Here is a 23,187-nt window from a genome sequence, read left to right as displayed (position 1 = left end):
AGACGACGGGAGCCGGATTCGCGGCGGCCTCCGACTCACTGCTCGTGCTCGCCAGCCTCCGCCGCGCACTCGGCATCGGCGTGGCTCCGCACCGAGAGGCGCTGCTCGCGAGGACGGCGCTGAACGCCGTCGCCGGTCAGACCGTCTCCACCGACACGATCGTCGCCGACATCGGTCATGTTCCGGCGGGTCAGGGACTACGCCTCGACCGGCTCGAGTGGCGGCTCACCGGGACCGCCATCGGGCGACGCGTCACCTCCGGCCGCCTCGACGGCATCGCGACCGTCCGCGCCGGCGCCCGAGACATCGGTCGCACGGTGGCGACGCTCGCCGACATCGACGGCTGGACTCCGAACCTCGACCTGTCAGGCGGGTACGACTCACGTTTGGTGCTCGCCGCCGTCGTGGCCACCGGAACGAACGAACGATATACGACCAGGACCGTCGATCACGGCCCCCGGTACGCCGGCGACTACCGAGTCGGCGTCAGCCTCGCGAGACGATTCGGCATCCGTCGTGAGCGTGACCGCCTGCCGCCCACGACCGAGGAGGCGGAGGATCAGCTCACCCTCTGGTCCGCAACGCTTCTCGGCGCGTACGACGCGTACGGGCCGGCGCGCACCACGCGCGCGCACAGCCATCGCTTCGGGCTCACCGGGCTCGGTGCCGAGATCCACAAAGGTCAGTGGGGATGGAGAACCATCCCGCAGCTGCTCGATCTTGCGGTGAAGGGCGGACCCGCTCGCGAAGCGCTCGCCGCGCAACTCGACAAGGGCGTGGCGAGCATCGGCGCCGATCCGGCGCTCCGCGATGCATCCGAGCTCTACTATCTCGGTTACCGAAACGGCGTCCACGGTTCGGCCGGCCACATCGGCGTCGAGATGACGACTGTGCACCCGGTCATGCAGTTGCATCTCGCTCGACTGGCGCACACGCCCGCCGAGGGTCGGCGGCGGCGGCCCGGGGTCGCATTCCGGGGTTCCGCTGCAGGTATCGCCGACCACACGATCCTTCTCGCTCCGGACGTCGCGGCCCACGAATACGACGATCCGGCGAGGAACCTCGACCGCTCGTACATCGCCGAGCGCCTTCGGGTGCTCGGCGGCCCGCTCGGCGGCGTCGAGCCGCTGACCGTGTACGGTCGCCCGGATTCCGTCGTCGACGGGCCCTCAGACCTGTCCATGTCGATCGCGCGGGACCTCGATCTCGTCGGACCCATCGCCGCCGAGCCCATCCTCGCCAGAGCGGAGCGTGCGCTCGAGCTTCTCGATGACCTCGAGTTGCGAACCGCGTATGAGGCGACGTTCGACAACGCGCGATGGCGGGTCGAGCGGCAGGGCGATCTCCGACTCGCACATCTCAGCCCGGCACGCATGAGCATGCTCGAAGTGTTCCGCCTCGCGTCCTGAGGGAGCCACGTCAGCGGCATCCGGATGCGCGGCACGCGACAGGCTCGAAGGAGCGGCGGCGACCATCGTGAGCCACATGACATCCGGAGCGGGGCTGCACCCGGCGCCTCGAGCCGCGCTCCTGCGCGGAACGTGCCTGCACGGTGCGCGGCTCCGTTCGTGCAGAGTCGCGACCGTGACGGCGAGGATGCGGACCAGGATTGACGCCGCGAGGGGGATGACTCGTCCGCCGATCGCTCCGCTCGATTCCGGTGCGGGAGCGAACTCGCCGGACCGATCGCGGCCGACCGGCGGCGACCGTCAAGCCGGGTTGCCGACCGAGGACGTCCTCACCAGGTCAGCGATGAGGTCCGCCTGCTTGAGCGAGCGAGCCTTCACCTCAGGCAGGTGCTCGGCCAGGTGGGCGCGAACCTCCGGCTCCGCCTCCACCAGCGATCCGAATCGGGCCCAGACCGATTCCTCGGTCGCGTCGGCGCTTCCGATCGCCCAATCCTGAAGCTCGAACATCTCGAGGACTTCCTCGTACTTGTGGCTCCAGCCGATGACGAGGGTCGGCACCCCCATCGAGAGGCTCGAGATCATCGCGTGGAACCTGCTGGTCACGAAGAAGGCGCACATGCCGATGAGGAAGCGCAGCTCCTGCGACGTCAGTTCGTCGGCGACGAAATGCACGTTCGGCGACTCGCCGATCCGCGTGACGATCTCCCGGCAGAGGGGAAGGTCGTTGTTGTGCGTCTTCTCGGTGCCGGTTCGTGCACTGTGCGGCAGAACGAGGACGTCGTAACCGGCGTCGACCATGCGTCGCGCCAATCCCGCCATCATCGCGACGTAGTCGCCGCCGCGGGCTTCGACCTTCTTCTGGAGCACGACACTCGGGGAGATGCCGACGAGCCGGCGCTCGCCCGACAGTCCTTCGAGGTCGATCCGCCCCGCGAGCGAGGACCGCTCGTCGCCCCGGAGCTCGAGCGAGAAGGCGTAGTCCGCCCCCGGAAAGGTGTTCGTCAACCCGAGCCCGTCGGCGAAGCGCTGGGTGATGGCACCTCGCGTCACGATCGTGTCGACCTTGGGCAGGAAGGTCTTCGACGCCCAACGGTTGATCGGGTTCTTGAACGGGCCGATCGCCTGCGCGCACTTGAACACCGGTGTCTTCGTGTTGAAGGCCGGAAGGATGGATGCGACGTTGTAGAGCAGGAACTTCTCACGACCGTCGGTGAAGGTGATTCCGCCCTGATCGAGCAGTACGTCGGCGTTCGCCAACGCACGGATGGCGCGCGACCGTCGCTGGATCGTCGAGCGCAGCGGCGGCAGAATCCGGTGCAACAGGGCGAGCGAGTTGATGCCGACGCCGAGCTGGATCGGATCTGCGGGGACGATCTCGAGGTTCGGGTACGTGTTCAGCGCTGCATCCCGATCGGGATACATGCTGAGCAGGGTGAACCGTGCGTCCGGCAGGCGTGCGCCGAGCGTGTCGATGGCGCTCTCGAGCATCGCTGCTGCACCCTTGTTGCCTGAGAGCGCGGAACCGATGATCACGATGGAGGTCATTGCGGGCTGAGGCCTTTCTTGCGGTCGATGAGGCGGAGGATTCCGTAGAGCGCGGCGACGAGCGCGTCGGCCGCGGTGGCGAACAGCCGGCTGAGCAGCGCGAGCACCACCGCTTGGGCGGTCGGCATGTACTGGGAGGCGATCAGCACGATCACAGCCTCCCGCACGCCCAGGCCCGAGGGGACGAAGAACGCGAGGATGCCGATCGCGCCTGCCAGTACGTATGCCGACGCGAGCGGGAGCCACGTGTTCGGCGCCAGGTCGAGCACCGATGCGCCGACGAACAGGAATCCGATTCCGTTCAACGCTCGGGGAACGAAGAACTCGAGTTGGAGCAGGAGGCCCTGCCGCGAACTCAGGAAGTACTCCGCAGGGACCTCGCGCTTCAACGTGCGACGAATCAGCTGCGAGACGATCCAGTGGAACCACCTGGGGTTCGCGATCACGACGAACGGGATGAGCACGAGGAGGGGCAGGAGCAGCGAGGTCGCGTTGTCGACGAAGATCTGCGAGCCGAGCGAGGCGAGCAGGATCGCCACGGAGGGAACGATCGATGCGGTCAGCAGGAAGGCGTTCTCGTAGACGAACGTGATCGCGACGAGCGACTTGCTGATGCCGCGCCCGTGCGCCCACACGAGCTTGTTCGCGACCGAGCCCACCTGGCCGGGAACGTACTTGAGGATCCACGACAGGCACTGGACGGCGACCACCTCGAGCACCCGCACCCGTGTCGTGGTCAGCATCCGCAGCATCTGCCACCAGAGGAGTCCCGAGAGCGGGACGGCGACGGCGAACAGCACGATCGCGCCGACGCTCCAGGCGTTGAACTGGATGTCGAGCTCGACGACCTGCTCCCAGTTGGCGGCGAGGGCGGACGCGAAGAAGTACCCGACGATCGCGATGATCGCGATCGATGCGGTCCAGCGGACGACGGTCCTGCTACGCCGAGACCACCGCGCCATCATCCAGCGACGTTGTACGAGCGGAAGGTGTCGAGTTCCTTCTTCTGCGAGTAGGCGACGACGCCATCAGGATCTGCGTACCCGACTGCGATGAGCATCACGACGCGGTCGGGCATGCCGAGCTTGAGCGTCTTCTGCATACGTGACTCGAGCGGCTCGAAGTCGGGCCAGTTGATGACGCTGGAACTCAGGCCGAGCGTTTCGAGTGCGAACATGAACGACATCGATGCCAGCGCCGCGTCGACGTAGATCGCGTGACGGTCGCGGGGGCTGAAGTACGAGTCGAGCTTGCCGATGACCACGATGATCGTGGGGATGTTCTCGGCGTAACCTGCGGCGCCGAAGGGGATCGCCGAGACGGTCCGCACCAGCTCCGGGTCGTCGAACACGCGGAACTCGTACGGCATGCGGTTGCAGGCCGTCGGTGCCTGCCGCGCCACCATGAACGCCTGGTCGATGAGCTCTCTCGGCACGGGACGCTGCTCGAACCACCGCACCGATCGGCGGCGGTGCGCGAGCGTGAGGAGATCGTCGTACGAGACCTCCGAGTCGGGACTCGTGACCCGCGAGTACGGTCGCCGCTCACCGGTCGTCGGCAGGCTCAGGCCGGCGAACGCGGCGCGCGCCGCGTCGATGGTCGGGTTGGGCTCGGAGATCGAGTTGAAGTACGTCGCCAGGACGTCGTGCGCCCAGGAGATCTCGCCGGGGTCGATACCTGCATCGTCGAGGGAGCACTGGGCGTGCGCCTTCGTGTAGAACTCGATCGTCTCGCCGATGTAGTCGGTGGCGAAGACCGCACGGCGCGGTCGCATGAGCAGTGCCTTCTCGAGGCGGTGCACGTTCCGGCGGAGTTCGACCCTGGTGCGGCGCGTCGAGGACCGCTTGTTGCGGTAGTAGTCACGCCGGCCCCGAAGCACCGCCGACTGTTCGCGGTTGAACGTGAGGAACGCGAAGAAATAGAGGATGTGCGTGAGGATCCGGCTCGATCCGAAGGTCTCGAGCACCACGGTGTTCGCGAATTCGTACGCCTTGCGGATCCACGGGACGGCGAGGAGCGCATAGACGAGACGCTTGACGCGATTCAACATTGGTGTGCTTTCGGGAGGGAGGGACGGGACAAGACGACGTACAGCCTAACTGCGATCAGGCGCGGCGATCGCCTCGAGCTGAGCGGTCGATCCAGCCGGGGCCCCCGCATCGCTTCGCCCCCGGTCGGAGCCTGCGCCGAGCGTCGGCTCGGAGTCGGACCCCATCTCGAGGCGGAACTCGCGCACGGTGAACACCGCCACGATCAGAATCGATCCCGCAAGGAGCAGGAAACACGACATCGATGCGGCATAGGGGAGCGGCGACCAGGCGAAGAGCGCTCGGAAGTGCTCCATCAGGTCGTGAGCTGCGGGCGCCCAACTGTTGACGACGGCGGTCCACGAGCGCCAGGCGGTGAGCGCGAGCCCACCGGCGGTTACGACCAGCATCCCGATCATCTGCGCGCGGCGCGGCAGAAGCCACCCGAGCGAGAGTGCGACGACCGTGGTCATCCCGATGATCGCGCAGTAGAGGTAGCGTCCCTGCACGCCGGCCGGATAGCCGGTGCTCATCGTGATGCGGATGGTCGAGTACAGCAGGCTCGCGAGGGTGAGCGCGAAGGGTGTGAGCATGACGATCACGTTGAGCGCCCCTCCGCGTGGCCTCGACGGGGTCGGCACGATCAGTGCGACCACGACGACCAGGACGGCGACCACGCTGAGCGCCAGGAAGGGCCAGAGTGCAGGATCCTCGCTCCCGGAGGAATCGAACCCGGCCCAGTAACGGGTGAAGAACACCCGGACGAACTGGTCGAGGTAGATCGTCAGTGCGTCCACCAGGGGAAGCGGACCGTCCGGGAGGGGAGCCGCGGTGCCCGCCGGCTGCAGCGTTCCGTAAAGGAGCAGGTTGCGCACCCACCACCATCCGCCGAGCATGGCGACGCAACCGGCAACGGTCGCTGCGATGATGCCCGATCGGACGGCGCGCGTGCGGACGATGGTCACCAGGTAGGCGAGCGCAACGGCGAGCGCCACCGGAATCGCGAAGGCCTTCGACATGAGCGCCACGGCGAGGGCGAGACCGATCCATGTTGCGGTTCGCAGTCGCAGATCGCCGCTCAGAACGCACCCGGCACCGAGGAGCGCCCAGGACGAGGCCGCGGTGAGGAGATTGTCGTTGTTCACCGTGCCGCCGATCGACGCGAGCCCGGGCAGCAGCGCGGTGGAAGCCGCGGCGATCACGATCACCGGTCGCGAACCGCCCAGACGGCGCGCGAGCGCGGCGGCCAGGAGCGGGAGGGGCGCCATGATGAGCACGGACAGGCCTCTCATCAACCAGACTTCGAGGTCCGCCGGAGTCTCCGACGGAACCCAATCGTGCAGTTGGCCGAGGACGATGTAGTACAGCGGCGGGTGCTGCGTCATCTGATTGATCGTCTTGCCGCTCACGAGCTCCTCGCTGGTGAGGTCGGCGAACGAAGGCCGATCCTGTCGGGAAGCGGCATTGCCGGCGTCGCGTTCGTCGGCCGAGACGGCGTCATGGCTGCGCATGACGCTCAGCATCATCGGCATCTCTTTGAAGCCCGGCCATTCGTGGAACTCAGCCCAGTACAGGGCAGCGGCGACGTGCTTGTGCTCGTCGGGGGAGTTGTAGGTCGCCTTCGTGATCGACCAGGCCAGCATCGATGCCACGAACAGGCCGCACAGCATCCACACGACCACGGGCAGGCCGGCGAACAGCGGCGGGTAACGGCGCTGAGGAGCGGGCGGCCTGGGATCTGCATCGGTCGAGGCACGGGTCACCAGTGCATCGTAGGGCCTCGCCGACCGACCGACGAATCTCGCCCGCCGGCCCGTGTGCGAGCCTCGCCGACTTCCGCGCCGGTTCAGTCTGCGCGGGATACGATGTCCGACTATGCGCACGCTTCATCGAGTTCTCGTGTTCCCCGCGTGGGGCGACAACCCCTACCTGAACCTCATGAGCCTCGCCCCGCGAGCGAGTGGCTACGAGTTCCGAGGCGCAACCCTGTTCGAGTCGCTGCTGAAAATGGCCGGTGAACTCGAGCCGAACGACGTGCTGCACCTGCACTGGACCGCGCCGATCCTCCAGCGTGCGGCGACCGAGGCCGAGGCCGAAGCGGGACTGGCCCGATTCAGGGAGCTCCTCGATGGGCTCCGCGACCGCTCGATCCGCGTGATCTGGACCGTGCACAACCAGCTCCCGCACGAACTCGCCTATCGCGATGCCGAAATCGCCCTGTATCGTCTGCTCGCCGAGCGCGCCGACGCCATCCACGTGATGTCACCGTCGACGGCCGCGGTGCTCGCCGGCATCTGCGAGTTGCCGTCGGACCGGATCAGGCAGATTCCCCATCCGAGCTATCTCGGGGTGTACGGCGTGCCGCCGTCGAGGAGCGAGGCGCGCCGCGCCCTCGGGGTCGAGCAGCTCGCGCCGACGGTGTTGTTCCTCGGTCAGATGCGCCCCTACAAGGGGCTCGGCACCCTGCTCGGAGCACTGCGGCTGCTGTCCGAGGAAGGCCGGCCGTTGCCGACGCTTCTGCTCGCGGGCGCAGCCACTCCCGAGGTGCGCGCAGAGATCGAGTCCCTCATTCCCGAAGGCCTCGATGTCGTGTCGAAGTTCGAATTCGTTCCGGACGGAGAGGTCAGCACCTGGTTCGCCGCTGCCGACCTCGCGGTCTTCCCATACACGGCCATCCTCAATTCGGGGAGTGTGCATCTCTCCGCGGCATTCGGGGTGCCCGCCATGCTGCCGAACGAAGCGCACTTGGTGGAGCAGTTCGGCGATGAGCCCTGGGTCGGATTCTTCGATGTCGAGGATTCGGTCTGCTCGATGGCCGACGAGATCTCCCGTCGTCTTGCCGATCTCGGCGGAGCCGACCACGACGAGCGGTTCGGCGGGTTCAACGAGGCCATCTCGCCGTGGCGGATCTCGGTGAAGTACTCCGCCCTGCTCGACGAGGTCACGGCGGCGACCGCCTAGCGGCCCTTCGTCACCGCTGCACGAAGCGCGTGGTACGTGCGCTTCGCCCCGCGGACGGTCCAGTGGGGACGGCGCTCGATCCACATGCCGCCCTCACCGCTTCGTCCGACGTCGAAACGGGCGAGGCGGTCATATGGCGTCGCGAACGCGACGTCGCGGGGAAACGAGACGAGCGTGCTCACGTCGTCTTCACCGTGCGCCACGAGGTGCAGCCGCACGCCGGTCGGCAGGCTCGTCGATCGGGTGGTCGCCGTGGTCCAGGCCGCGCCGTGCCCGTCGCCGTCGGAATCGTGCGTCACGACGACCGCGAAGCGCCGATCGGTCGCGTTGTCGCGGAACGCGAGCTCGACCGTGTCCGCGTGGGCGAGACCCGAGATCGTGACGGCACCTCGTTCCACCGTGACCGTCGTGATGCGATGGGCGGCGGCTCGGCTCGCCCGCAGGCGGTCGAGGAGCGCGCCGTCGTCGAGTTGCGTCGATCCGTCGAGCTCGGGCACCCGGCGGAGCGGTCGCCACGGATCGGTCTGCGAAGCGTGCTCCGCCGACCTGATCAGAACGACGAGTTCGTCGTCGTCGTCCGGACTGCCGAGGCGGATCTGCTCGGTGATGAGCGGTGTGAGCATCCGGACCGCTTCTTGGGCGGTCGCCTGGTCGCCGCGCATCCGAAGCCGGTCGAGGACGAGGTTCCAGAGCCCGACGTGATCGGGCCTGTGCAGTGGGTGCGGCTCGGTGACGCGGACGAGGGCGGAGGCGGCGTCGAGCTCGCCGCTTCGTGCCAGCTCGAAGACCGCACGTCGGATCCGGCTGAGTCGATTGAATCGGAACGACGGGAGCCCGTCCATGATCGTGGTGAGCACCTGAGCTATGGCGTCGTCGTGCGAGGTGTCTCGATCGGCTTCGGCGAGGTGGTCGCGAAGGTGTTTCCAGCCATCGGCCTCGTAGAACACGCCGGCGTACGTGGAGCTGAGTCCGGCGTCCGAGGCCAGTGTGATCAGCGTCGCGCAGGCCGACTCCTGTTCGAGGTACGCGAGCAGGGAACCAGCTGACGCCGCGCGCGCGGTCATCGACGAGGCGCCGGGGCGTTCTCGATAGAGGTACACGACGTCGTCGATCACGTCGATGCGATCCGCGGCGAGGTAGCTCGTGAGCATCGGGACGATGTCGTTGGAACGAGGCGTCTCCGGGAACTCGACGTCGATGCCCTCCCAGAACTCGCGTCGGAACACCTTGTTCCAGACCGCGCGTCCACGGATGAGCGACGGATGCTCGGCGACGGCGACTGAACGGCGTGGCTCCGAATAGGCCGGCCACCCGCTCGTGGGCCGCCACGTCGTCGTCGGGGAGAACTTCAAGTAGTCGCCGAACGCGATGTCCGAGCCCGTCGATTCAAGTGATTCGACCAGAGCGCGATAGGCGGTCGGAGGTACGAGGTCATCGGCGTCGCAGAATGCGAGGTAGCGCCCCCGCGCGAGGCGCATCGCCGTGTTGCGGGCTGCCGCTCCGCCCACCTCCGTCGCCTCGATGATCCGCACCCTCGAATCGTCGCGGGCGATGTCGGTCAGGAACTCGAGCGTTCCGTCCATGGAGTGATCGTCGACGACGATGATCTCGAGTTCTTCGAGCTCCTGATCGAGGAGCGACTGCACCGTCTCGCCGATCCACGGCCTGACGTCGTGGGTGGGGACGACCACGCTGAGCAGGGGAGGATCGGATGCCTCCCCGTACGTCGTCCGCCTGCCGAGCGCTTCGGTCGGCTCAGTGTTCGTCATCGATCGAGTTTCCTCCGTGAAGCAGGACGGCCACCGGACGCGTGGTCGTTCGGGTCGACGAGATCCTATCCGAGCGACGACGTCCTACCGCGCGGAGAACGGGAGACGGCGCCTCGCGGCGCGTGCGCCGCGGCGTGCGGCACGGACGAGCCAGGTGGCCCGTCGTTCGATGAGGACCCCGCGGTCGTCGAAGTGCAGCAGGAATCGGTCGAACGGACTGTACTCAGGTGTTCGAGCCGCGAACCGGATGCTCATGACGCGACCGTTCTCCCGGTTCAGGAGCACCGGCCGGAGTGCGCGTGCGGGAGGGACTCGGCCCGCCGAGATGCGCCCGCGTACGATCGGTCGGTCGTCCGCTCGGCCGGCGCCTTCGCGAACGGGGCGAAGTGCAACCACGAGACCCGTCGACTCGTCGAAGAGCGCCGGTACATCCGATGCGTCGCCGTCGCTGCGCAGCGTCAGCGTGATGGAACCTCCGGATTCGAGCACGACGAGTTCGGCGTCCCTCCGGCGGGACTCGGTGAGCTCACGGCGGATCGACGTCTCGGAGGCCTCGAGTGCGTCGGCGACCTCGGGCACCGGCTGCAGGAGGCTCCGGCGGCCCGGCGGGATGGAACGCACCAGCCCGATGACGGCGTCATCGTCGGTCGCCGAGCCCTGAACGACTTCCCTGGCGATGGCATCGGTCAGACGACTTGCGAAGAACGCGTCGGCGAGGAGGTCGACGCCGTCCACGGCCGGGCCGTCGACGATCCGCTGCCAGCTCGCCAGCCTCCGCGACGACGAAGACTCGTCTCCGCTGAACAGGATGGCGACCGCGGCCGCGAGCTCCATCTTGCCGAGGTGTACGAGATCGAAGACGGCCCGCTTCGCGCGGGCGCGGAGAAGGGTGCGGTCCGCGGCAACGGTATCGAGGAGTTGGCGGACGAGCATCGCGATCTCGTCGTCGCGAGTCTCGTCGCGTTGCGGCGATCGCAGGTATCGCGTGAGGTGGACCCAACCGTCGCGATCGAGGATCAGGGTCGCGTAGACCTCGCTGAGCTCGGGGGAACCGGCCGCGGCGATCATCCGGGCGCACGCGAGCTCCTGGGTCAGGTAGCTCAGGAGGGAGGCGGCCGACTCAGCGCGAGCCGTCATCGAGCTGGAACCCGGGCGCTCGCGATAGAGGTACACGACGTCTGGGAGGACATCGATGGAATCTGCCGCGAGGTACGACATGACCATCGGAACGATGTCGTTCGAGCGCGGTACATCCGGGAATCGGGCCGATATCCCATTCCAGAAGGACCGACGGAACACCTTGTTCCAGCACGGCCGTCCGTTCAACAGCGACGGCTCGTCGGTCAGCCGGATACCCTGTCGGTCTTCGCGATACGCGGCCCAGTTCGCAGTGGGCGACCAGGTGCGCGTGGGTGAGAACTTCACATAGTCGCCGAACGCGATGTCGGAACCGGATCGTTCGAGGCTGTCCACCAGCTTGCGGTAGGCGTCGGGAGCGACGAGGTCGTCGCCGTCGCAGAAGGCGAGGTATCGCCCTCGCGCATGATCGGCTCCGACGTTTCGCGCAGTGCCGCCGCCCCTCGTGACCGAATCGACGAAGCGGACCCTCGGGTCGTCGGCGGCGATGCGACGAATGACTTCCTGCGTGCCGTCGGTCGAGTGGTCGTCGACCACGATCACCTCGAGATCGACCTGCTGGCTGAGCACGGACTCGAGGGTCTCGCCGAGCCATGGAAGCACGTTGTGCGCCGGGATCACTACGGAGAGCAGGGGCTCTTCGAATGGTCGGTCATCCTGCGTGCGCTGCAAGCCGGTCGCGGCGAGCTCCTCGCTGGTGAGACCGTCGAGTGGGGGATTGCGCAGGCTGAGCATCTCCAGACGACCGAGCGCAGCGTCGGTCTCGGGCGCGGATCCGCCTGCAAGCCCCTCGCGCAGGCGGTCGCGTTGTGCGGCCGCGTCTTCGCGCATCGCCAGGTACGTCGGGTGTCCCACCGGGACCGGAGACGCAGAGCCGGTCCAGAGATCGATCGGGAACGTATCCAGGAGGAGGTCGAGGTCGACGTCCGGCGGTTGGATGGGCCCGAGCGAGCGTGCCTCGTCGATCGTTCGTGCGAACACGACGTCGGGTCGTCCCGTTCCCGCGTAGTAGTCGAGGTACTTGAAGACGCTCTCGGACTCCGGGGCGATCGGTCGCGACGGTACGCCGAGGGCATCCGCCACCACGAGGGCGTGCAGCGAGGTACCCGTCACGAACTCGCTCGACGCGATGTCGGCGATGATCTCCCGAGGGGCTCCGATCGGCGATCGGGTGGCCTCGGGCGGGAACCGGTCCGATTCGTTGAGATTCGGGACGACGAGGATCGATCGGTTCTTCGACGTCGTCAGCCGCTCGAGGTCCGGCCACAGCCGGGCCAGCAGCAGTGCGGGGTCGCCGAAGACCTCGGGAGCCTGGATGCCGCGCGCGGTCAGCACGGCGCGGGTGAGCGGGCCGCGTACCGCGCGAACGTCCAATGACGGCGGAAGCGGCTGGGTCGCGATCTTGCCGTTGACCCCCGACCCCCAGACGACGTCGCCGGCCGCGGCGAAATGCATGACGGACCCCACCGTGAGCGCACGTCGGCTCTTCGAGGGGGTGAGGCGCACCCGCTCGAGCTCGACGATCCGACGCGCGATCATCGGTCCGAGGAGATCGCCGAAGTTCGAGACCGGTGCGAGCCCACCGTGTTCGTCGGCGCGAATGGGGTTCCAACGCACGCATCGCACGCCGAGCACGCGCTCTTCCAGGTCGCTCGTCACTCGTGACATCCTATGCGGGCGAGTCCTCGCGACCGGATCCCGTCGAGCCCGTTGGTAGTTTGGGACGACCCCCGACGAGAGGAGCATCACGGATGTTTGTAGCGATCGACAACACCCCACGGGACTACGCCTGGGGCTCGCTCAGCGCGATCGCCGACCACCGCGGACGGACCGCGTCGGGACGCCCCGAGGCGGAGCTCTGGCTCGGAGCGCATGCCGGTTCGCCTGCGAAGATCGTCGACGGGGCCGTCGGTCACGCCGATCTCGCCGGATGGATCGCGGCCGACCCGGTCGCGGCGCTGGGGCCCGATCTCGCGGCGAGTGGCGCGCGCCTGCCGTTCCTCCTCAAGCTGCTCGCCGCAGCGGCTCCGCTCTCACTGCAGGCGCACCCGACGCCCGCGCAGGCCCGCGCCGGCTTCGCCCGCGAGGAGGCCGAGGGCCTCGCGCTCGGCGCTTACGACCGCAACTACAAGGACGAGTTCCACAAGCCCGAGCTCATCGTCGCGATGAGCGACACCTTCGACGCACTTTCGGGCTTCCGTCCCCTCGACGAGGTGCGCGCCGTGCTCGCCGTGCTGCGCGCTGCCGATGCGACCTCGGCCGCCCCGCAGCCCGGCGCCCTCGACCTGCTCGAGACGCACCTGTCCGATCCCGAGCCGCTGCGCACGACGGTCGAGTGGTTGCTGCGCGACGGGCGAGGTGGCGACTCGGGCGAGGCGAGCTGGGTGGTCGAGCGGGTCACGACGCTCGCAGCATCGGCAGAGGCCGCGGCGTCGCCGTATGTCCTCTCGTTCGAGACCGTCCGCGCACTCGCGGAGGAGTATCCGGGGATCCGGGCATCGTCATCTCGCTGCTGCTCAACCGGGTGCGGTTGCGGGCGGGGGAATCGCTCTACCTCGCCGCGGGCAACATCCACGCCTACCTCGACGGGCTCGGCATCGAGCTCATGGCCGCGAGCGACAACGTGTTGCGCGGCGGACTCACGCCCAAGCACATCGACGTCGCCGAACTCGTCGACGTGCTCGACTTCACTCCCGGCGCGCCGCCGCTGCTCGAGCCCGAACGTTCGGGTGCGGGCATCGAGACGTTCCGACCCGACGTGCCGGATTTCGTACTGCACCGGCTCGATGCGGTCGCGGCGGCAGCGGACGGTTCAGCCGGCGCAGAGGCCCCTGACCCTGCTGTGCCGCTCGAGGGGCCGGCGATCGTCATCGCCGATCGCGGCTCCGTTGCGCTTCGAGGTGCGCTCGGCGACGCACGCCTCGAGCGAGGCGAGGCCGTCTACGTCACACCCGAAGAGCGGGCGATCGAGGTGTCCGGCCCAGGCGTCGCCTGGATCGCGACCGTCGGCCACCGCGGGTGATCGGCGCGGGCATGCTCCGAGCAGTCGCCTCGCGTGCTCGCGGCAGTGCGCTTCATGCGAGAGGCCGTGCGGCCGCGCGTGCGGTGTCAGACGCCGATCGAGTATCGGGCTGGGTCGACCTCGTCGTTCCCGTGCACGACGTCGGCAGGCTGATCGACGCGACGCTCCGTTCCGTGCTCTCTCAAGACCACTGGCAGGTCCGGCTCCTGGTCGTCGACGACGCGTCGACGGACGACACCGCGGCGCGGGTCGTCAAGTGGGCCGCACGCGACTCGCGCGTGCAGCTCGAGCGGGTCGCATTCCACGATGTCAATGCGACGCGCAATCATGCGCTCGAGCTCACGCGGGCCGACTACGTCGGGTTCCTGGACGGCGACGACCTCCTCCGCCCCGGTGCGCTGCGCGATCTCGTCGCCAGCCTCGAGGAGTCGGGCTCCGACTTCGCGGTCGGCGGATACGACCGCCTGCAGGGGCGTCGTCGGACTCCGCCCGCCTTCTGGGTCGACGAGGCCCACGAGTCGCCACGACGGGCCGTCTCTGCGGAGCAGTTCCCGTTGATCATGGTGAACGCGGTCCAATGGACCAAGCTCTACCGACGCGAGTTCTGGACGCGAGCGGACCTGCGCTTTCCCGAGGGCGGCCACTTCCAGGACCAGATCGTGAGCGCGCGCGCCTACGCGCGTGCACGCACCATCGACGTGCTGACGCGGAAGATCGTGGACTGGAGGGTCCGTTCCGACGGCAGCTCGATGACGCAGCAGGGCATCCGGCCCGGACAGGTGCGCGATCGATTCGCCACCGCGCTCGCGGCCCTGCAGGTGCTCGCCGCCGAATCGACTGAAGCCGTCCGGCGTGCGCGGATCGCCCAGTTCCTGGCGAACGACGCCGCCGTGGCAACGGCCGAACTGCCGAACATGGATGACGAGGCGTTTGCGAACCTTCGATCGGGGCTCACGGACCTCGCTGCGTTGGCCGACGACGAGATCTGGCGCGAAGTCCCTGCCGAGTCGAAGGTGCTGTACGAGTTCGTCCTTCGCGATGACCGCGCGCGGGCGCGGGACTACATCGACCGAGGTGGCCTGGAGTCGCTCCGCCATCCCCTCATCGAACTCGACGGTGAGCGGTACATCGCGCTGCCGTTCTGGCAGGACCCCGAAGCATCCGTGCCGGTCGACCGCTTCCTTGCGGCGCCTCGTGAGCTGCGTGCCTATGCGGCCGCGCGCATGCCGAGGAAGCGTCGGTGGTCGCGGTCCGGCTCGACGTGACCGATGCGATCGGGTGGGCCGCTCGATCGCGCTATGCGGGCAGCGTACGGATGAGCCGTGCGGGCACGCCGCCCACGAGCGCGTCTTCGGGTACGTCGGAAGTCACGACGGCGCCGGCGGCGACGATTGCGCCCGGCCCGATCGTGACCCCGCCGACGACGAGCACACCCGCGCCGATCCACGCACCGTCGCCCACGGTGATCGGATCGTTGCGGCCGGCGCCGGCCCGCTTCCGGTGGCTGCCGATCTCGTGGGTGTCGGTCACGAGCCGCACGAACGGCCCGAAATTGACCCGATCGCCGATCCTGGTGCCCGGCCGAGCGTAGAAGTCGCGATTGATGAACACGTCATCTCCGATCTCGACTGGGCCGAGGATTTCGCCCCCGCGGTAGATCGTCACTCGATCGCCGATGCGAACGTCGCCGTTGAGCTGAACACGGGGGTCGATCTTGCAGTCTTCGCCGATGTCGGTGGTCACCAGAACATTGTGCCAGCCGGGTGGGCATCGGAGATCGTGGCGCCACGACAGGACGCGACGAACCCATCCGGTCTACGAGGCCACGCGCACCCCGAACAGCCGTCGATAGGCGGTCGGCGTCGTCTGCAGCACCTTGACGAAGTGGTGGCGCATGACCGCGGCGGTGCCGAAGCCCGTCTCGCGCGCGATCTCCTCGAGGTTGAGGTCGCTCTCCTCCAGCAGTTGCTGCGCGCGCAGCAGACGCTGCCGGTTGAGCCAGGCGTTCGGCGTCGTGCCGGTCTCGGCGCGGAACCTGCGCGCGAACGTTCGCGGTGACATGAGCGCCTTGCGCGACAGCAGGTCGACCGTGAGGTCTTCGTCGAGGTGCTCGAGCATCCACGCGGTGATGGTCGCGAACGAGTCGCTCCGGCACTCGGTTACGGGGGTCTGGATGAACTGCGACTGACCGCCGTCGCGCTGCGGCGGCACGACCATGCGGCGGGCGATGATGTTCGCCGCGCTCGCGCCGAGCTCGGTGCGCACGATGTGCAGGGCGGCGTCGATGCCCGCGGCGGTGCCGGCACCGGTGACGACCTTGCCGTCCTGCACGAAGAGCACGTCGGGGTCGACCTCGGTGTCGGGGAAGTCCGCGGCGAGGCGGTCGGTGTACATCCAGTGCGTGGTGGCGCGGCGGCCGTCGAGCACCCCTGCCTTGCCGAGCATGAAGGCGCCCGAGCAGACGCTCAGCACCCAGGCGCCCCGTGCCACGGCGTCGCGCAGCAACTCGGCGATGCGCTCGTCGACGGGCTGGTCGATGAGCGCGGCCGGGACGGCGACGAGGTCGGCGGTGCGTGCGAAGTCGAGGCCCTCGTGCACGACGAGATCGAAGCCGAGCTTCGTGGAGACGGTGCCGGGGTCGGCAGCGACGACATGGAAGTCGAAGACGGGGCCGCCGTGCTCGGACCGGTCGATGCCGAAGACCTCGCAGATCACGCCGAACTCGAACGGCGCCATCTGCGGGACGGCCAGGCAGGCGATGGAGTGGAGCACGGGGAACCTCCGAGCGGCGAAACGCTGCCGGTTGGCAGGAATGAGTGGATCTGTGTCAACACTGCCACTGTCGGCAGGATCTCGCAATACATAGATTTACTGCCATGTCACTCGTCATCCTCTTCCTGCTTGCAGCGCTCGCCCTGTGGGGCGTCGTCGCGACTCTCGTCCGCCTCGACTTCGACGGCTACGGCCGGCCCGAGATCCGCGACCGCAACCGGCACGTCGAGCACCTCGGGGAGCTCTGAGGGCGCAGCGGTTTCGAGACGCTCGCTGCGCCCGCTCCTCGACCCACCGGTACCATCGTGGGGGCGCCGGAGACACCGCCGCCGGAGAGGCGGAACATGAGCTGGTTGGTCACCGGGGGAGCAGGCTACATCGGTGCGCACGTCGTGCGGGCGTTCCAGGCGAAGGGCATCGACACGGTCGTCGTCGACGACCTCTCGTCCGGACGGCGCGGATTCGTCGCCGACGGCACCTCGTTCGTGCAGGGCTCGATCCTCGACGGCCGCCTGCTCGAGTCGACCTTCGACCGCTACGACGTCCGCGGCGTCGTGCACCTCGCCGGCTTCAAGTACGCGGGGGTCTCCGTCCAGCGGCCGCTCCACACCTACCAGCAGAACGTGACGGGCACGACGACGCTGCTCGCCGCCATGGAGTCGAAGGACGTCGCGCGCATCGTCTTCTCCTCGAGCGCGGCCGTCTACGGCACGCCCGACGTCGACCTCGTGACCGAGGCCACCCCGAAGCATCCCGAATCGCCCTACGGCGAGTCGAAGCTCATCGGCGAGTGGCTGCTCGCCGACCAGGGCCGCGCGACCGGGCTCGCGCACACGAGCCTGCGCTACTTCAACGTCGTCGGCTCGGGCACGCCCGAGATCTTCGACCCGAGCCCGCACAACCTGTTCCCGCTCGTGTTCGACGCCCTCCTCGACGGGCGCGCGCCGAAGGTCTTCGGCGACGACTACCCGACGCCCGACGGCACCTGCGTGCGCGACTACATCCACGTCGCCGACCTCGCCGAGGCGCACGTCGTCGCCGCGCAGCGGCTCGATGCCGGTGAGTCGGTCGAGCCGGTGTACAACCTCGGCTCGGGCGACGGCGTCTCGGTGGGCGAGATCATGCGCGCCGTCGCCGACGTGACCGGCATCGCGTTCGCGCCCGAGGTCGCGCCGCGCCGCGCCGGCGATCCCGCACGCATCGTCGCCTCGGGCGAGCTCGCCGCACGCGACCTCGACTGGAAGATGCGATACACGCTCGACGAGATGGTGCGCACCGCGTGGGAGGCGCGTCGGGCCGCCGGCTGACCCGCCGCTTCATAACGTCTGCCCAACGCCACCGGCGTGTCGCGAGCGGCGTGAAGCCTCGATCGGTGATTGAGGGTTTACGATCCGCGACTTGACGCGCGGGAATTACACGGGTGTAATTGTTGATGACACACCCTCCGGGTGGTCGGTACAACTGGGTGGGAGACGATATGGCTAGTCCTGAATATCGTTCTGGAGTACCTGACGATTGGTTCGTCGATCCGGTCAGGCTGGGAGTTCCCGGTGTGCGCCCGGTCGTCGACGACGACAATCAGTTGGCGTGGCAGAGCGACGCATTGTGCGCGCAGACCGATCCCGAAGCGTTCTTCCCTGAGAAGGGCGGATCGACGAGGGATGCGAAGAAGATCTGCACCGGGTGCGAGGTTCGCGCCGAATGCCTCGAATACGCGCTCGGCAACGACGAGCGGTTCGGCATCTGGGGCGGACTCTCCGAGCGCGAGCGGCGCAAGCTGCGCAAGCGAGCGGTGTGAGTGGCGGGGTCTGCTTCGGCAGGCCCCGCACTCGTCTTCGCGCTCGTCCCGTGCCCGGTTTCGAAACGCGCCCGGAGCGGTCTCCCGACCAGCGGCCCGAGCCGCTTAGGCTGACTGCGATGTTCCCCAGAGTCACCGCCGTCCTCGTCGTGCATCACGGCGGCGACCACCTCCGTCAGACCCTCGAGGCGATCCGCGCACAGGAGCGCGCGCCCGATGCGCTCGTCGTCGTGCTCACCGAGGCCGATGTCGTCGCCCGCGAGCAGATCGCGAAGATCTCGCCCACGCATCTCGTCGACCTCTCGCAGCGGCTCTCGTTCGGCGAGGCCGTGCGGGCCGCCGACCGTGTGCTCGGCGACCCCTCGTCCGACGGCGATGCCCTCTGGCTGCTCGCGGAGGACAGCGCCCCCGCCCCCGATGCCCTCGCGCAGCTCGTGGCCACCTTCGAGACGGCCCGATCCGTCGCCGTCGCCGGGCCGAAGCTCGTCGCATGGAACGAACCCGACCGCATCGCCCGATTCGGCCGGTCGGTCACCCGGCTCGGCCGGAGTGTCACCCTCGTCGCCGACGAGCTCGACCAGGGCCAGCACGACGGCATGAGCGACGTGCTCGGCCTCGATCCGGCCGCCATCCTGGTGCGTCACAGCGTGTGGCGCAGCCTCGGCGGATTCGACCCGGGTCTGCCCACCGTCGACGACGCGCTCGACCTCTCGATCAGGGCGCGGCTCGCCGGGCATCGCGTCGAGGTGGTGCCCGCGGCGAAGGTCCGCTTCGCGGGAGCCGGCGTCGCCGGACCCGAGACCGGTCCGAAGGCGAGCACGACGCGGCGACGGGTGCGGGCCACCCGCGCGGCGCAGCTGCATCGTCGTCTCGTGTACGCTCCCGTCGTCGCGGTACCGCTGCACTGGCTCACCTTCCTGCCGCTCGCGGTGCTGCGGTCGATCCGGCTGCTGCTCGTGAAGGCGCCCGGCGCCATCCCCGGAGAGTTCGCCGCGGCGGTCACGACGATGTTCTCGGGCGCCCGGGTGCCACGAGCCCGCCGCACCCTCAAGGCAGCCCGCACGGTCGGCTGGTCGGCGATCGCGCCGCTGCGCATGCAGCCCGACGAGATGCGCCGCCGCCGTCAGCATGCGGCCGAGGCGCGCCGCGAACGCGCGCGCGGACGCAAGCACGAACTGCAGTTCCTCGGCACGGGCGGCGGCTGGGTGCTGCTCGTCTCGGTCGTGGCGTCGGTCGCCCTGTTCTCCTGGCTCCTCGGCGCCGGCGGCGTGAGCGGCGGAGGACTCGAACCGCTCTCGAGCGGTCTCGACGTGCTCTGGCGCAACGCCGCCTACGGGTGGCGCGACATCGGCCCGGGGTTCATGGGCGGCGCCGACCCGTTCGCGGGAGCGCTCGCCGTGCTCGGCTCGGTGACGTTCTGGGCGCCCTCGCTGTCGCTGCTGCTGCTCTGGCTCCTCGCGATTCCGGCGGCCGCCCTCGGCGCATGGTTCACCGCCTCGCGCCTCACCGAGCGAGGGTCGCTGCGCGCGGTCGCCGCGTTCGCATGGGCGTTCGCCCCACCGTTCCTCATCGCCCTCGGCGACGGCCGCCCGGGCGCCGTGCTCGCCCACGTGCTGCTCGCGTGGCTCGCGTTCGCCGCGTTCGGTGCGGCCACCTCGTGGGCGGCCGCCGCGACCGCGTCGCTGCTCTTCGCCGCCGTGATCGCGGCGGCGCCGAGCCTCACGCCGGCCCTCCTCGTCGCCTGGATCGTCGCCCTCGCGGTGAGCGGACGCGCCGCGGTCAGGCTCATCGGCCTGCCGATCCCCGCGATCGTGCTCGCCGCGCCGCTCGTCATCGGCCAGTTGGACCGAGGCAACCCGCTCGGCCTCCTCGCCGACCCGGGGCTTACGACCGAGAGCACCGTCCCGTCCGTGTGGCAGCTCGCGGTCGGCCTGCCCGACGGGTCGTGGGGTGACTGGAGCGGCTTCTTCGCGACGACGAACGTCGACTTCCGCGTCGCCCTCAGCGCCCTGGTCCTGCCGCTCGTCGTCGTCGCCCTGACCGCGGTGCTCGCACCCCGGTTCCGCTCGGCGCTGCTCGCGCTCGGCGTCGCCGTGCTCGGGTTCGCGACCGCCGTGCTCGCGACCCACCTCGCACTCTCGAGCTCGGGCGCGACCGCGGTGCCGCTCTGGTCGGGCGCCGGCCTCAGCCTCGCCTGGCTCGGGCTCGTGCTGGCCGCGGTGCTGGCGCTCGACGCGCTCCGGCGCGGCCGCGCGCTCGTCGCCTGGGTCGTGCTCGCCGCGCTCGTCGCGGCCGTCGCGCCGACGGGACTCGCGCTCGCGACCGGCAGCGTGGCGGTGCGCCCCGCGGCCGAGCGCACGCTGCCGGCGTTCGTCGGCGCCGAGGCCGAGAACGATCCTCGCGTGACGACCCTGCGCATGACGCCCGATGCCGACGGCAGCCTGCGTACGACGCTCGAGCGGGGATCGGGCACCACGCTCGACGAGCAGTCCACGCTCGACGCGACCGCGCTGACCCTCTCCGCCGACGAGCGTCAGCTCGCCGAGATCGCCGGCAACCTCGCGTCGCGGAGCGGGTACGACCCCGAGGCCGCCGTGAAGGAGTTCGGCGCATCGTTCGTGCTGCTCGACGACCCCGACGTCGACGACCGCGCCGCGGTCGCGACCGCCGAACGTGCGCACACGGCGCTCGACGGCAACGCCGCGCTCGTGGCCGTCGGCGAGACCGATTTCGGCACCCTGTGGCGGTTCACGGCGGCCGAACCGGATGCTGCCGCCGCACAGATCCCCGCAGCAGCGAGCAGTTGGCTCGTCGGCGCCGTCGCAGCCGTGCAACTCATCGTCCTCGGTGCGACGCTGCTGCTCTCGATCCCGACCGGCGCCGGCCGCGAAGCCGATCGCAGTCCGCAGCGCCGTCCTGCGCGGCGTCCGTTCGGACGCCGCACGCCGAAGGCCGAGGTGGTGCCGGCGCCGTCCGAGGCCGCCTCCGCGGTGCCCGAGACGGGCGCGCCGGCTTCGGCCGGTGACGACGCTCCGTCCGCCTCCGCCGAACCGGAGGCGTCTCCGGAGGTCGGCGTCGCCGACACGACCGCACCGGCACCAGTGGCATCCCCAGTGCCGTCGGCCGAGGGCAAGTCCGATGCTGCAGCCGAACCCACGACCTCCGCCACGGCATCGGCCGCACCGCCCGTCGATACGACCGAACCACCGGCGGAGACGACCGAACACCAGACCGACGCGACCGAGGGAGACGACGATGGCCGCTGAGCGCAACCTCCGACGCCGCCTCGTGCGGGCCGGCGCACGCGGACTCGCCGTCGTGATCGCGGCGGCCGTCGCGGTCGGGGTCCTGGCCGCCGCCGCACTCGTGCCCTGGCCCGAGCACCGGGTCACCCCGCCGTCGATCGTCGTCAAGCCGGCCGAGACGGGTCAGCTGCGCGTGTGCCCGGGCCCGCTGCTCTCGCTCGGCGACGACCCCGATGCGGCGACCACGGCCGTCTCGGTCGGGTCGACCTCCGTGACGCACGGGGCGGTGCCGAGCGACGCCGAGATCACCGAGACCGCCCTCGCGGCCCCCGAGAACCCGCGGGCCGAGCAAGACGGCACGCCGCTCGCACTGACGACCGAACCCGGCGCCGTCGAGGCGGGCATGCTCGCCGGGGCACAGGGGCAGTCGGTCTCCCGCGACAGCATCGCCGGCTATGCGACGGCCGCATGCGACGAGGCCGTCGCAGAGGCCTGGCTCGTGGGCGGGGCGACCGACGTCGGCCGCTCGGGCCTCGTGCTGCTGTCGAACCCGACCGCCGTCGCCGCGACGGTCGACGTGCGGGTCATCGGCGAGAACGGTGCGGTCGACGCACCGTCGGGGCTCGGCATCACCGTACCCGCGGGCGAGCAGCGCGTCGTCTCGCTCGCCGGCCTCGCACCGAACCTCGCCTCGCCCGTCGTGCACGTCACGAGCACGGGCGGCGGCATCGCCGCCACGCTCGAGCACACCGTCGTCGAGGGCCTCACCCCCGCCGGCGTCGAACTCGTCGGGCCGACGGCGACGCCCGCGCCCACCCAGATCATCCCGGGAGTCACGGTGCCCGTCGACGGCGGCGTCGAGGCGACCGACGACCACGCCGAGGGAGACTCGTTCCCGGCCGTGCGGCTGCTCGCAACCGGTGACGACACCGTCGACGTCTCGATCGACGTCGCCTCAGAGTCGGGCGGTCGCGGTTCGAGCATCGACGCCACCCTCGAACCCGGGATCGTGAGCGATGTGCCGCTCGGCGACCTCGATGCGGGGGAGTACACCATCACGCTCGACGCCGACGGGCCGATCGTCGCGGGCGCGCGGGCGACGACGGGCACGCCGCAGGCGCAGACCGGACCGGGCGGAGACGATCGAAACGCCTCCGTCGACCTCGCCTGGACGGCGGCGACGCTGCCGCTCCTCGACACCGCCGTGATCGCGGTGCCGCGCGGACCGAACCCCGTGCTGCATCTCGCCAACCCGGGGGACGACGAGGTCGAGGCGACCGTCACCCTCGACGGAGACGAGCACGAGGTGAGCATCGCTCCCGGCGCCACCGAAGCCGTCGAGGTCGATGCGCGAGGCGTCGTCGAACTCGCCGGAGTCGCTGGAGTGCACGCGACGGTGGCGTATTCGGGTGAGCGTGCGCTCTCATCGTTCGCGGTGCGTCCGCCGGGGCCGCTCGACTCGCCGCTGCGGGTGTACCCGCACTGACCCGGTCGGTCGCGGT

Annotated in this window: 19 protein-coding genes and 1 pseudogene; 10 read left to right on the top strand and 10 right to left on the bottom strand. The window is 69.5% G+C overall.

Going from position 1 to position 23,187, the window contains the following annotated elements; translation table 11 throughout:
* Nucleotides 1-35 precede the first annotated feature (35 nt).
* Complete coding sequence (locus MUN74_RS02525) at nucleotides 36-179, bottom strand: hypothetical protein (RefSeq protein WP_244854803.1); 144 nt, start codon at nucleotides 177-179, stop codon at nucleotides 36-38.
* A gap of 138 nt (nucleotides 180-317) precedes the next feature.
* Here MUN74_RS02525 and MUN74_RS02520 point away from each other — a divergent pair, with 138 nt between their 5' ends.
* Nucleotides 318-1,409 carry a hypothetical protein gene (locus tag MUN74_RS02520; protein WP_244854802.1) on the top strand — a complete coding sequence of 364 codons (1,092 nt, stop codon included), beginning with the start codon at nucleotides 318-320 and terminating at the stop codon, nucleotides 1,407-1,409.
* Nucleotides 1,410-1,709: 300 nt separating this feature from the next.
* Here the strand turns inward: MUN74_RS02520 and MUN74_RS02515 are convergent, their stop codons facing one another.
* The 4 genes from MUN74_RS02515 to MUN74_RS02500 are packed head-to-tail and all read right to left on the bottom strand — an operon-like array spanning nucleotide 1,710 to nucleotide 6,744.
* The gene (locus tag MUN74_RS02515; protein ID WP_244854800.1) at nucleotides 1,710-2,954 is read right to left on the bottom strand and encodes a polysaccharide pyruvyl transferase family protein; all 1,245 of its coding nucleotides are present in this window, start codon (nucleotides 2,952-2,954) and stop codon (nucleotides 1,710-1,712) included.
* On the bottom strand, nucleotides 2,951-3,919 hold the full coding sequence (locus MUN74_RS02510; RefSeq protein WP_244854799.1) for a lysylphosphatidylglycerol synthase domain-containing protein: 969 nt from the start codon (nucleotides 3,917-3,919) through the stop codon (nucleotides 2,951-2,953). Before MUN74_RS02510 ends, MUN74_RS02515 begins: the two co-directional genes overlap by 4 nt.
* Nucleotides 3,916-5,004, bottom strand: a complete 1,089-nt coding sequence (locus MUN74_RS02505; protein ID WP_244854798.1) for a nitroreductase family protein — start codon at nucleotides 5,002-5,004, stop codon at nucleotides 3,916-3,918. The genes MUN74_RS02510 and MUN74_RS02505 overlap by 4 nt, the downstream gene beginning before the upstream one ends.
* 45 nt (nucleotides 5,005-5,049) lie before the next feature.
* Nucleotides 5,050-6,744 (bottom strand): glycosyltransferase family protein, encoded by a 1,695-nt coding sequence (locus MUN74_RS02500; protein ID WP_244854797.1) that lies wholly within the window; start codon nucleotides 6,742-6,744, stop codon nucleotides 5,050-5,052.
* A gap of 112 nt (nucleotides 6,745-6,856) precedes the next feature.
* On the opposite strand from MUN74_RS02500, the gene MUN74_RS02495 reads away from it, so the two are divergent.
* Nucleotides 6,857-7,942, top strand: coding sequence for a glycosyltransferase family 4 protein (locus MUN74_RS02495; protein WP_244854796.1), 1,086 nt, complete (start codon nucleotides 6,857-6,859; stop codon nucleotides 7,940-7,942).
* Here MUN74_RS02495 and MUN74_RS02490 read toward each other — a convergent pair.
* Together MUN74_RS02490 and MUN74_RS02485 are read right to left on the bottom strand one after the other, a co-directional pair.
* A complete protein-coding gene (locus MUN74_RS02490; RefSeq protein WP_244854795.1) occupies nucleotides 7,939-9,711 on the bottom strand; it encodes a glycosyltransferase family 2 protein in 1,773 nt (590 codons plus the stop codon). The two genes, MUN74_RS02495 and MUN74_RS02490, sit on opposite strands and share 4 nt — an antisense overlap.
* Before the next feature lie 84 nt (nucleotides 9,712-9,795).
* Nucleotides 9,796-12,507 carry a glycosyltransferase gene (locus tag MUN74_RS02485; RefSeq protein WP_244854794.1) on the bottom strand — a complete coding sequence of 904 codons (2,712 nt, stop codon included), beginning with the start codon at nucleotides 12,505-12,507 and terminating at the stop codon, nucleotides 9,796-9,798.
* 92 nt (nucleotides 12,508-12,599) lie between these two features.
* Between MUN74_RS02485 and MUN74_RS19280 the strand changes: the two are divergent.
* Nucleotides 12,600-12,995: pseudogene (locus MUN74_RS19280) on the top strand (type I phosphomannose isomerase catalytic subunit); the annotation flags it as partial.
* On the opposite strand, the gene MUN74_RS19275 reads toward MUN74_RS19280, so the two are convergent.
* Nucleotides 12,882-13,148 (bottom strand): hypothetical protein, encoded by a 267-nt coding sequence (locus MUN74_RS19275; protein WP_370647336.1) that lies wholly within the window; start codon nucleotides 13,146-13,148, stop codon nucleotides 12,882-12,884. The pseudogene MUN74_RS19280 and the gene MUN74_RS19275 overlap by 114 nt on opposite strands.
* Nucleotides 13,149-13,378: 230 nt before the next feature.
* On the opposite strand from MUN74_RS19275, the gene MUN74_RS19270 reads away from it, so the two are divergent.
* Both MUN74_RS19270 and MUN74_RS02475 read left to right on the top strand, forming a co-directional pair.
* Nucleotides 13,379-13,870, top strand: coding sequence for a cupin domain-containing protein (locus MUN74_RS19270; protein WP_370647335.1), 492 nt, complete (start codon nucleotides 13,379-13,381; stop codon nucleotides 13,868-13,870).
* An 83-nt stretch (nucleotides 13,871-13,953) separates the two neighbouring features.
* Nucleotides 13,954-15,135, top strand: coding sequence for a glycosyltransferase family 2 protein (locus MUN74_RS02475; protein WP_244854793.1), 1,182 nt, complete (start codon nucleotides 13,954-13,956; stop codon nucleotides 15,133-15,135).
* Nucleotides 15,136-15,166: 31 nt separating this feature from the next.
* Here the strand turns inward: MUN74_RS02475 and MUN74_RS02470 are convergent, their stop codons facing one another.
* Entirely contained in the window at nucleotides 15,167-15,613 is a 447-nt protein-coding gene (locus tag MUN74_RS02470) for an acyltransferase (protein WP_244854792.1), read from the bottom strand.
* A gap of 72 nt (nucleotides 15,614-15,685) precedes the next feature.
* A complete protein-coding gene (locus MUN74_RS02465) occupies nucleotides 15,686-16,642 on the bottom strand; it encodes a GlxA family transcriptional regulator (protein ID WP_244854791.1) in 957 nt (318 codons plus the stop codon).
* 104 nt (nucleotides 16,643-16,746) lie between these two features.
* Between MUN74_RS02465 and MUN74_RS02460 the strand changes: the two genes are divergently transcribed.
* The 5 genes from MUN74_RS02460 (at nucleotide 16,747) to MUN74_RS02440 (ending at nucleotide 23,171) form a co-directional block, all read left to right on the top strand.
* Nucleotides 16,747-16,890, top strand: coding sequence for a hypothetical protein (locus MUN74_RS02460; protein ID WP_244854790.1), 144 nt, complete (start codon nucleotides 16,747-16,749; stop codon nucleotides 16,888-16,890).
* Between the two features lie 96 nt (nucleotides 16,891-16,986).
* Nucleotides 16,987-17,949 (top strand): UDP-glucose 4-epimerase GalE, encoded by a 963-nt coding sequence (gene galE / locus MUN74_RS02455; RefSeq protein ID WP_244854789.1) that lies wholly within the window; start codon nucleotides 16,987-16,989, stop codon nucleotides 17,947-17,949.
* A 170-nt stretch (nucleotides 17,950-18,119) separates the two neighbouring features.
* On the top strand, nucleotides 18,120-18,440 hold the full coding sequence (locus tag MUN74_RS02450; RefSeq protein WP_244856317.1) for a WhiB family transcriptional regulator: 321 nt from the start codon (nucleotides 18,120-18,122) through the stop codon (nucleotides 18,438-18,440).
* A 119-nt stretch (nucleotides 18,441-18,559) separates the two neighbouring features.
* A complete protein-coding gene (locus MUN74_RS02445; RefSeq protein WP_244854788.1) occupies nucleotides 18,560-21,706 on the top strand; it encodes a glycosyltransferase in 3,147 nt (1,048 codons plus the stop codon).
* On the top strand, nucleotides 21,696-23,171 hold the full coding sequence (locus MUN74_RS02440) for a DUF5719 family protein (RefSeq protein ID WP_244854787.1): 1,476 nt from the start codon (nucleotides 21,696-21,698) through the stop codon (nucleotides 23,169-23,171). The genes MUN74_RS02445 and MUN74_RS02440 overlap by 11 nt, the downstream gene beginning before the upstream one ends.
* Nucleotides 23,172-23,187 lie beyond the last annotated feature (16 nt).

Origin of the sequence: Agromyces sp. H17E-10, assembly GCF_022919715.1 — a bacterium.
Taxonomy (GTDB): Bacteria; Actinomycetota; Actinomycetes; order Actinomycetales; family Microbacteriaceae; genus Agromyces.
This window is presented reverse-complemented; position numbering and strand designations above follow the sequence as displayed.

What these genes read in the sequence shown, in the direction of transcription:
- MUN74_RS02525 (WP_244854803.1), bottom strand. Translation starts at nt 179, where the DNA reads ATGACCGATGTCGGCGACGATCGTGTCGGTGGAGACGGTCTGACCGGC.
- MUN74_RS02515 (WP_244854800.1), bottom strand. Translation starts at nt 2,954, where the DNA reads ATGACCTCCATCGTGATCATCGGTTCCGCGCTCTCAGGCAACAAGGGT.
- MUN74_RS02510 (WP_244854799.1), bottom strand. Translation starts at nt 3,919, where the DNA reads ATGATGGCGCGGTGGTCTCGGCGTAGCAGGACCGTCGTCCGCTGGACC.
- MUN74_RS02505 (WP_244854798.1), bottom strand. Translation starts at nt 5,004, where the DNA reads ATGTTGAATCGCGTCAAGCGTCTCGTCTATGCGCTCCTCGCCGTCCCG.
- MUN74_RS02495 (WP_244854796.1), top strand. Translation starts at nt 6,857, where the DNA reads ATGCGCACGCTTCATCGAGTTCTCGTGTTCCCCGCGTGGGGCGACAAC.
- MUN74_RS02490 (WP_244854795.1), bottom strand. Translation starts at nt 9,711, where the DNA reads ATGACGAACACTGAGCCGACCGAAGCGCTCGGCAGGCGGACGACGTAC.
- MUN74_RS02460 (WP_244854790.1), top strand. Translation starts at nt 16,747, where the DNA reads ATGTCACTCGTCATCCTCTTCCTGCTTGCAGCGCTCGCCCTGTGGGGC.
- galE (WP_244854789.1), top strand. Translation starts at nt 16,987, where the DNA reads ATGAGCTGGTTGGTCACCGGGGGAGCAGGCTACATCGGTGCGCACGTC.
- MUN74_RS02450 (WP_244856317.1), top strand. Translation starts at nt 18,120, where the DNA reads ATGGCTAGTCCTGAATATCGTTCTGGAGTACCTGACGATTGGTTCGTC.
- MUN74_RS02445 (WP_244854788.1), top strand. Translation starts at nt 18,560, where the DNA reads ATGTTCCCCAGAGTCACCGCCGTCCTCGTCGTGCATCACGGCGGCGAC.
- MUN74_RS02440 (WP_244854787.1), top strand. Translation starts at nt 21,696, where the DNA reads ATGGCCGCTGAGCGCAACCTCCGACGCCGCCTCGTGCGGGCCGGCGCA.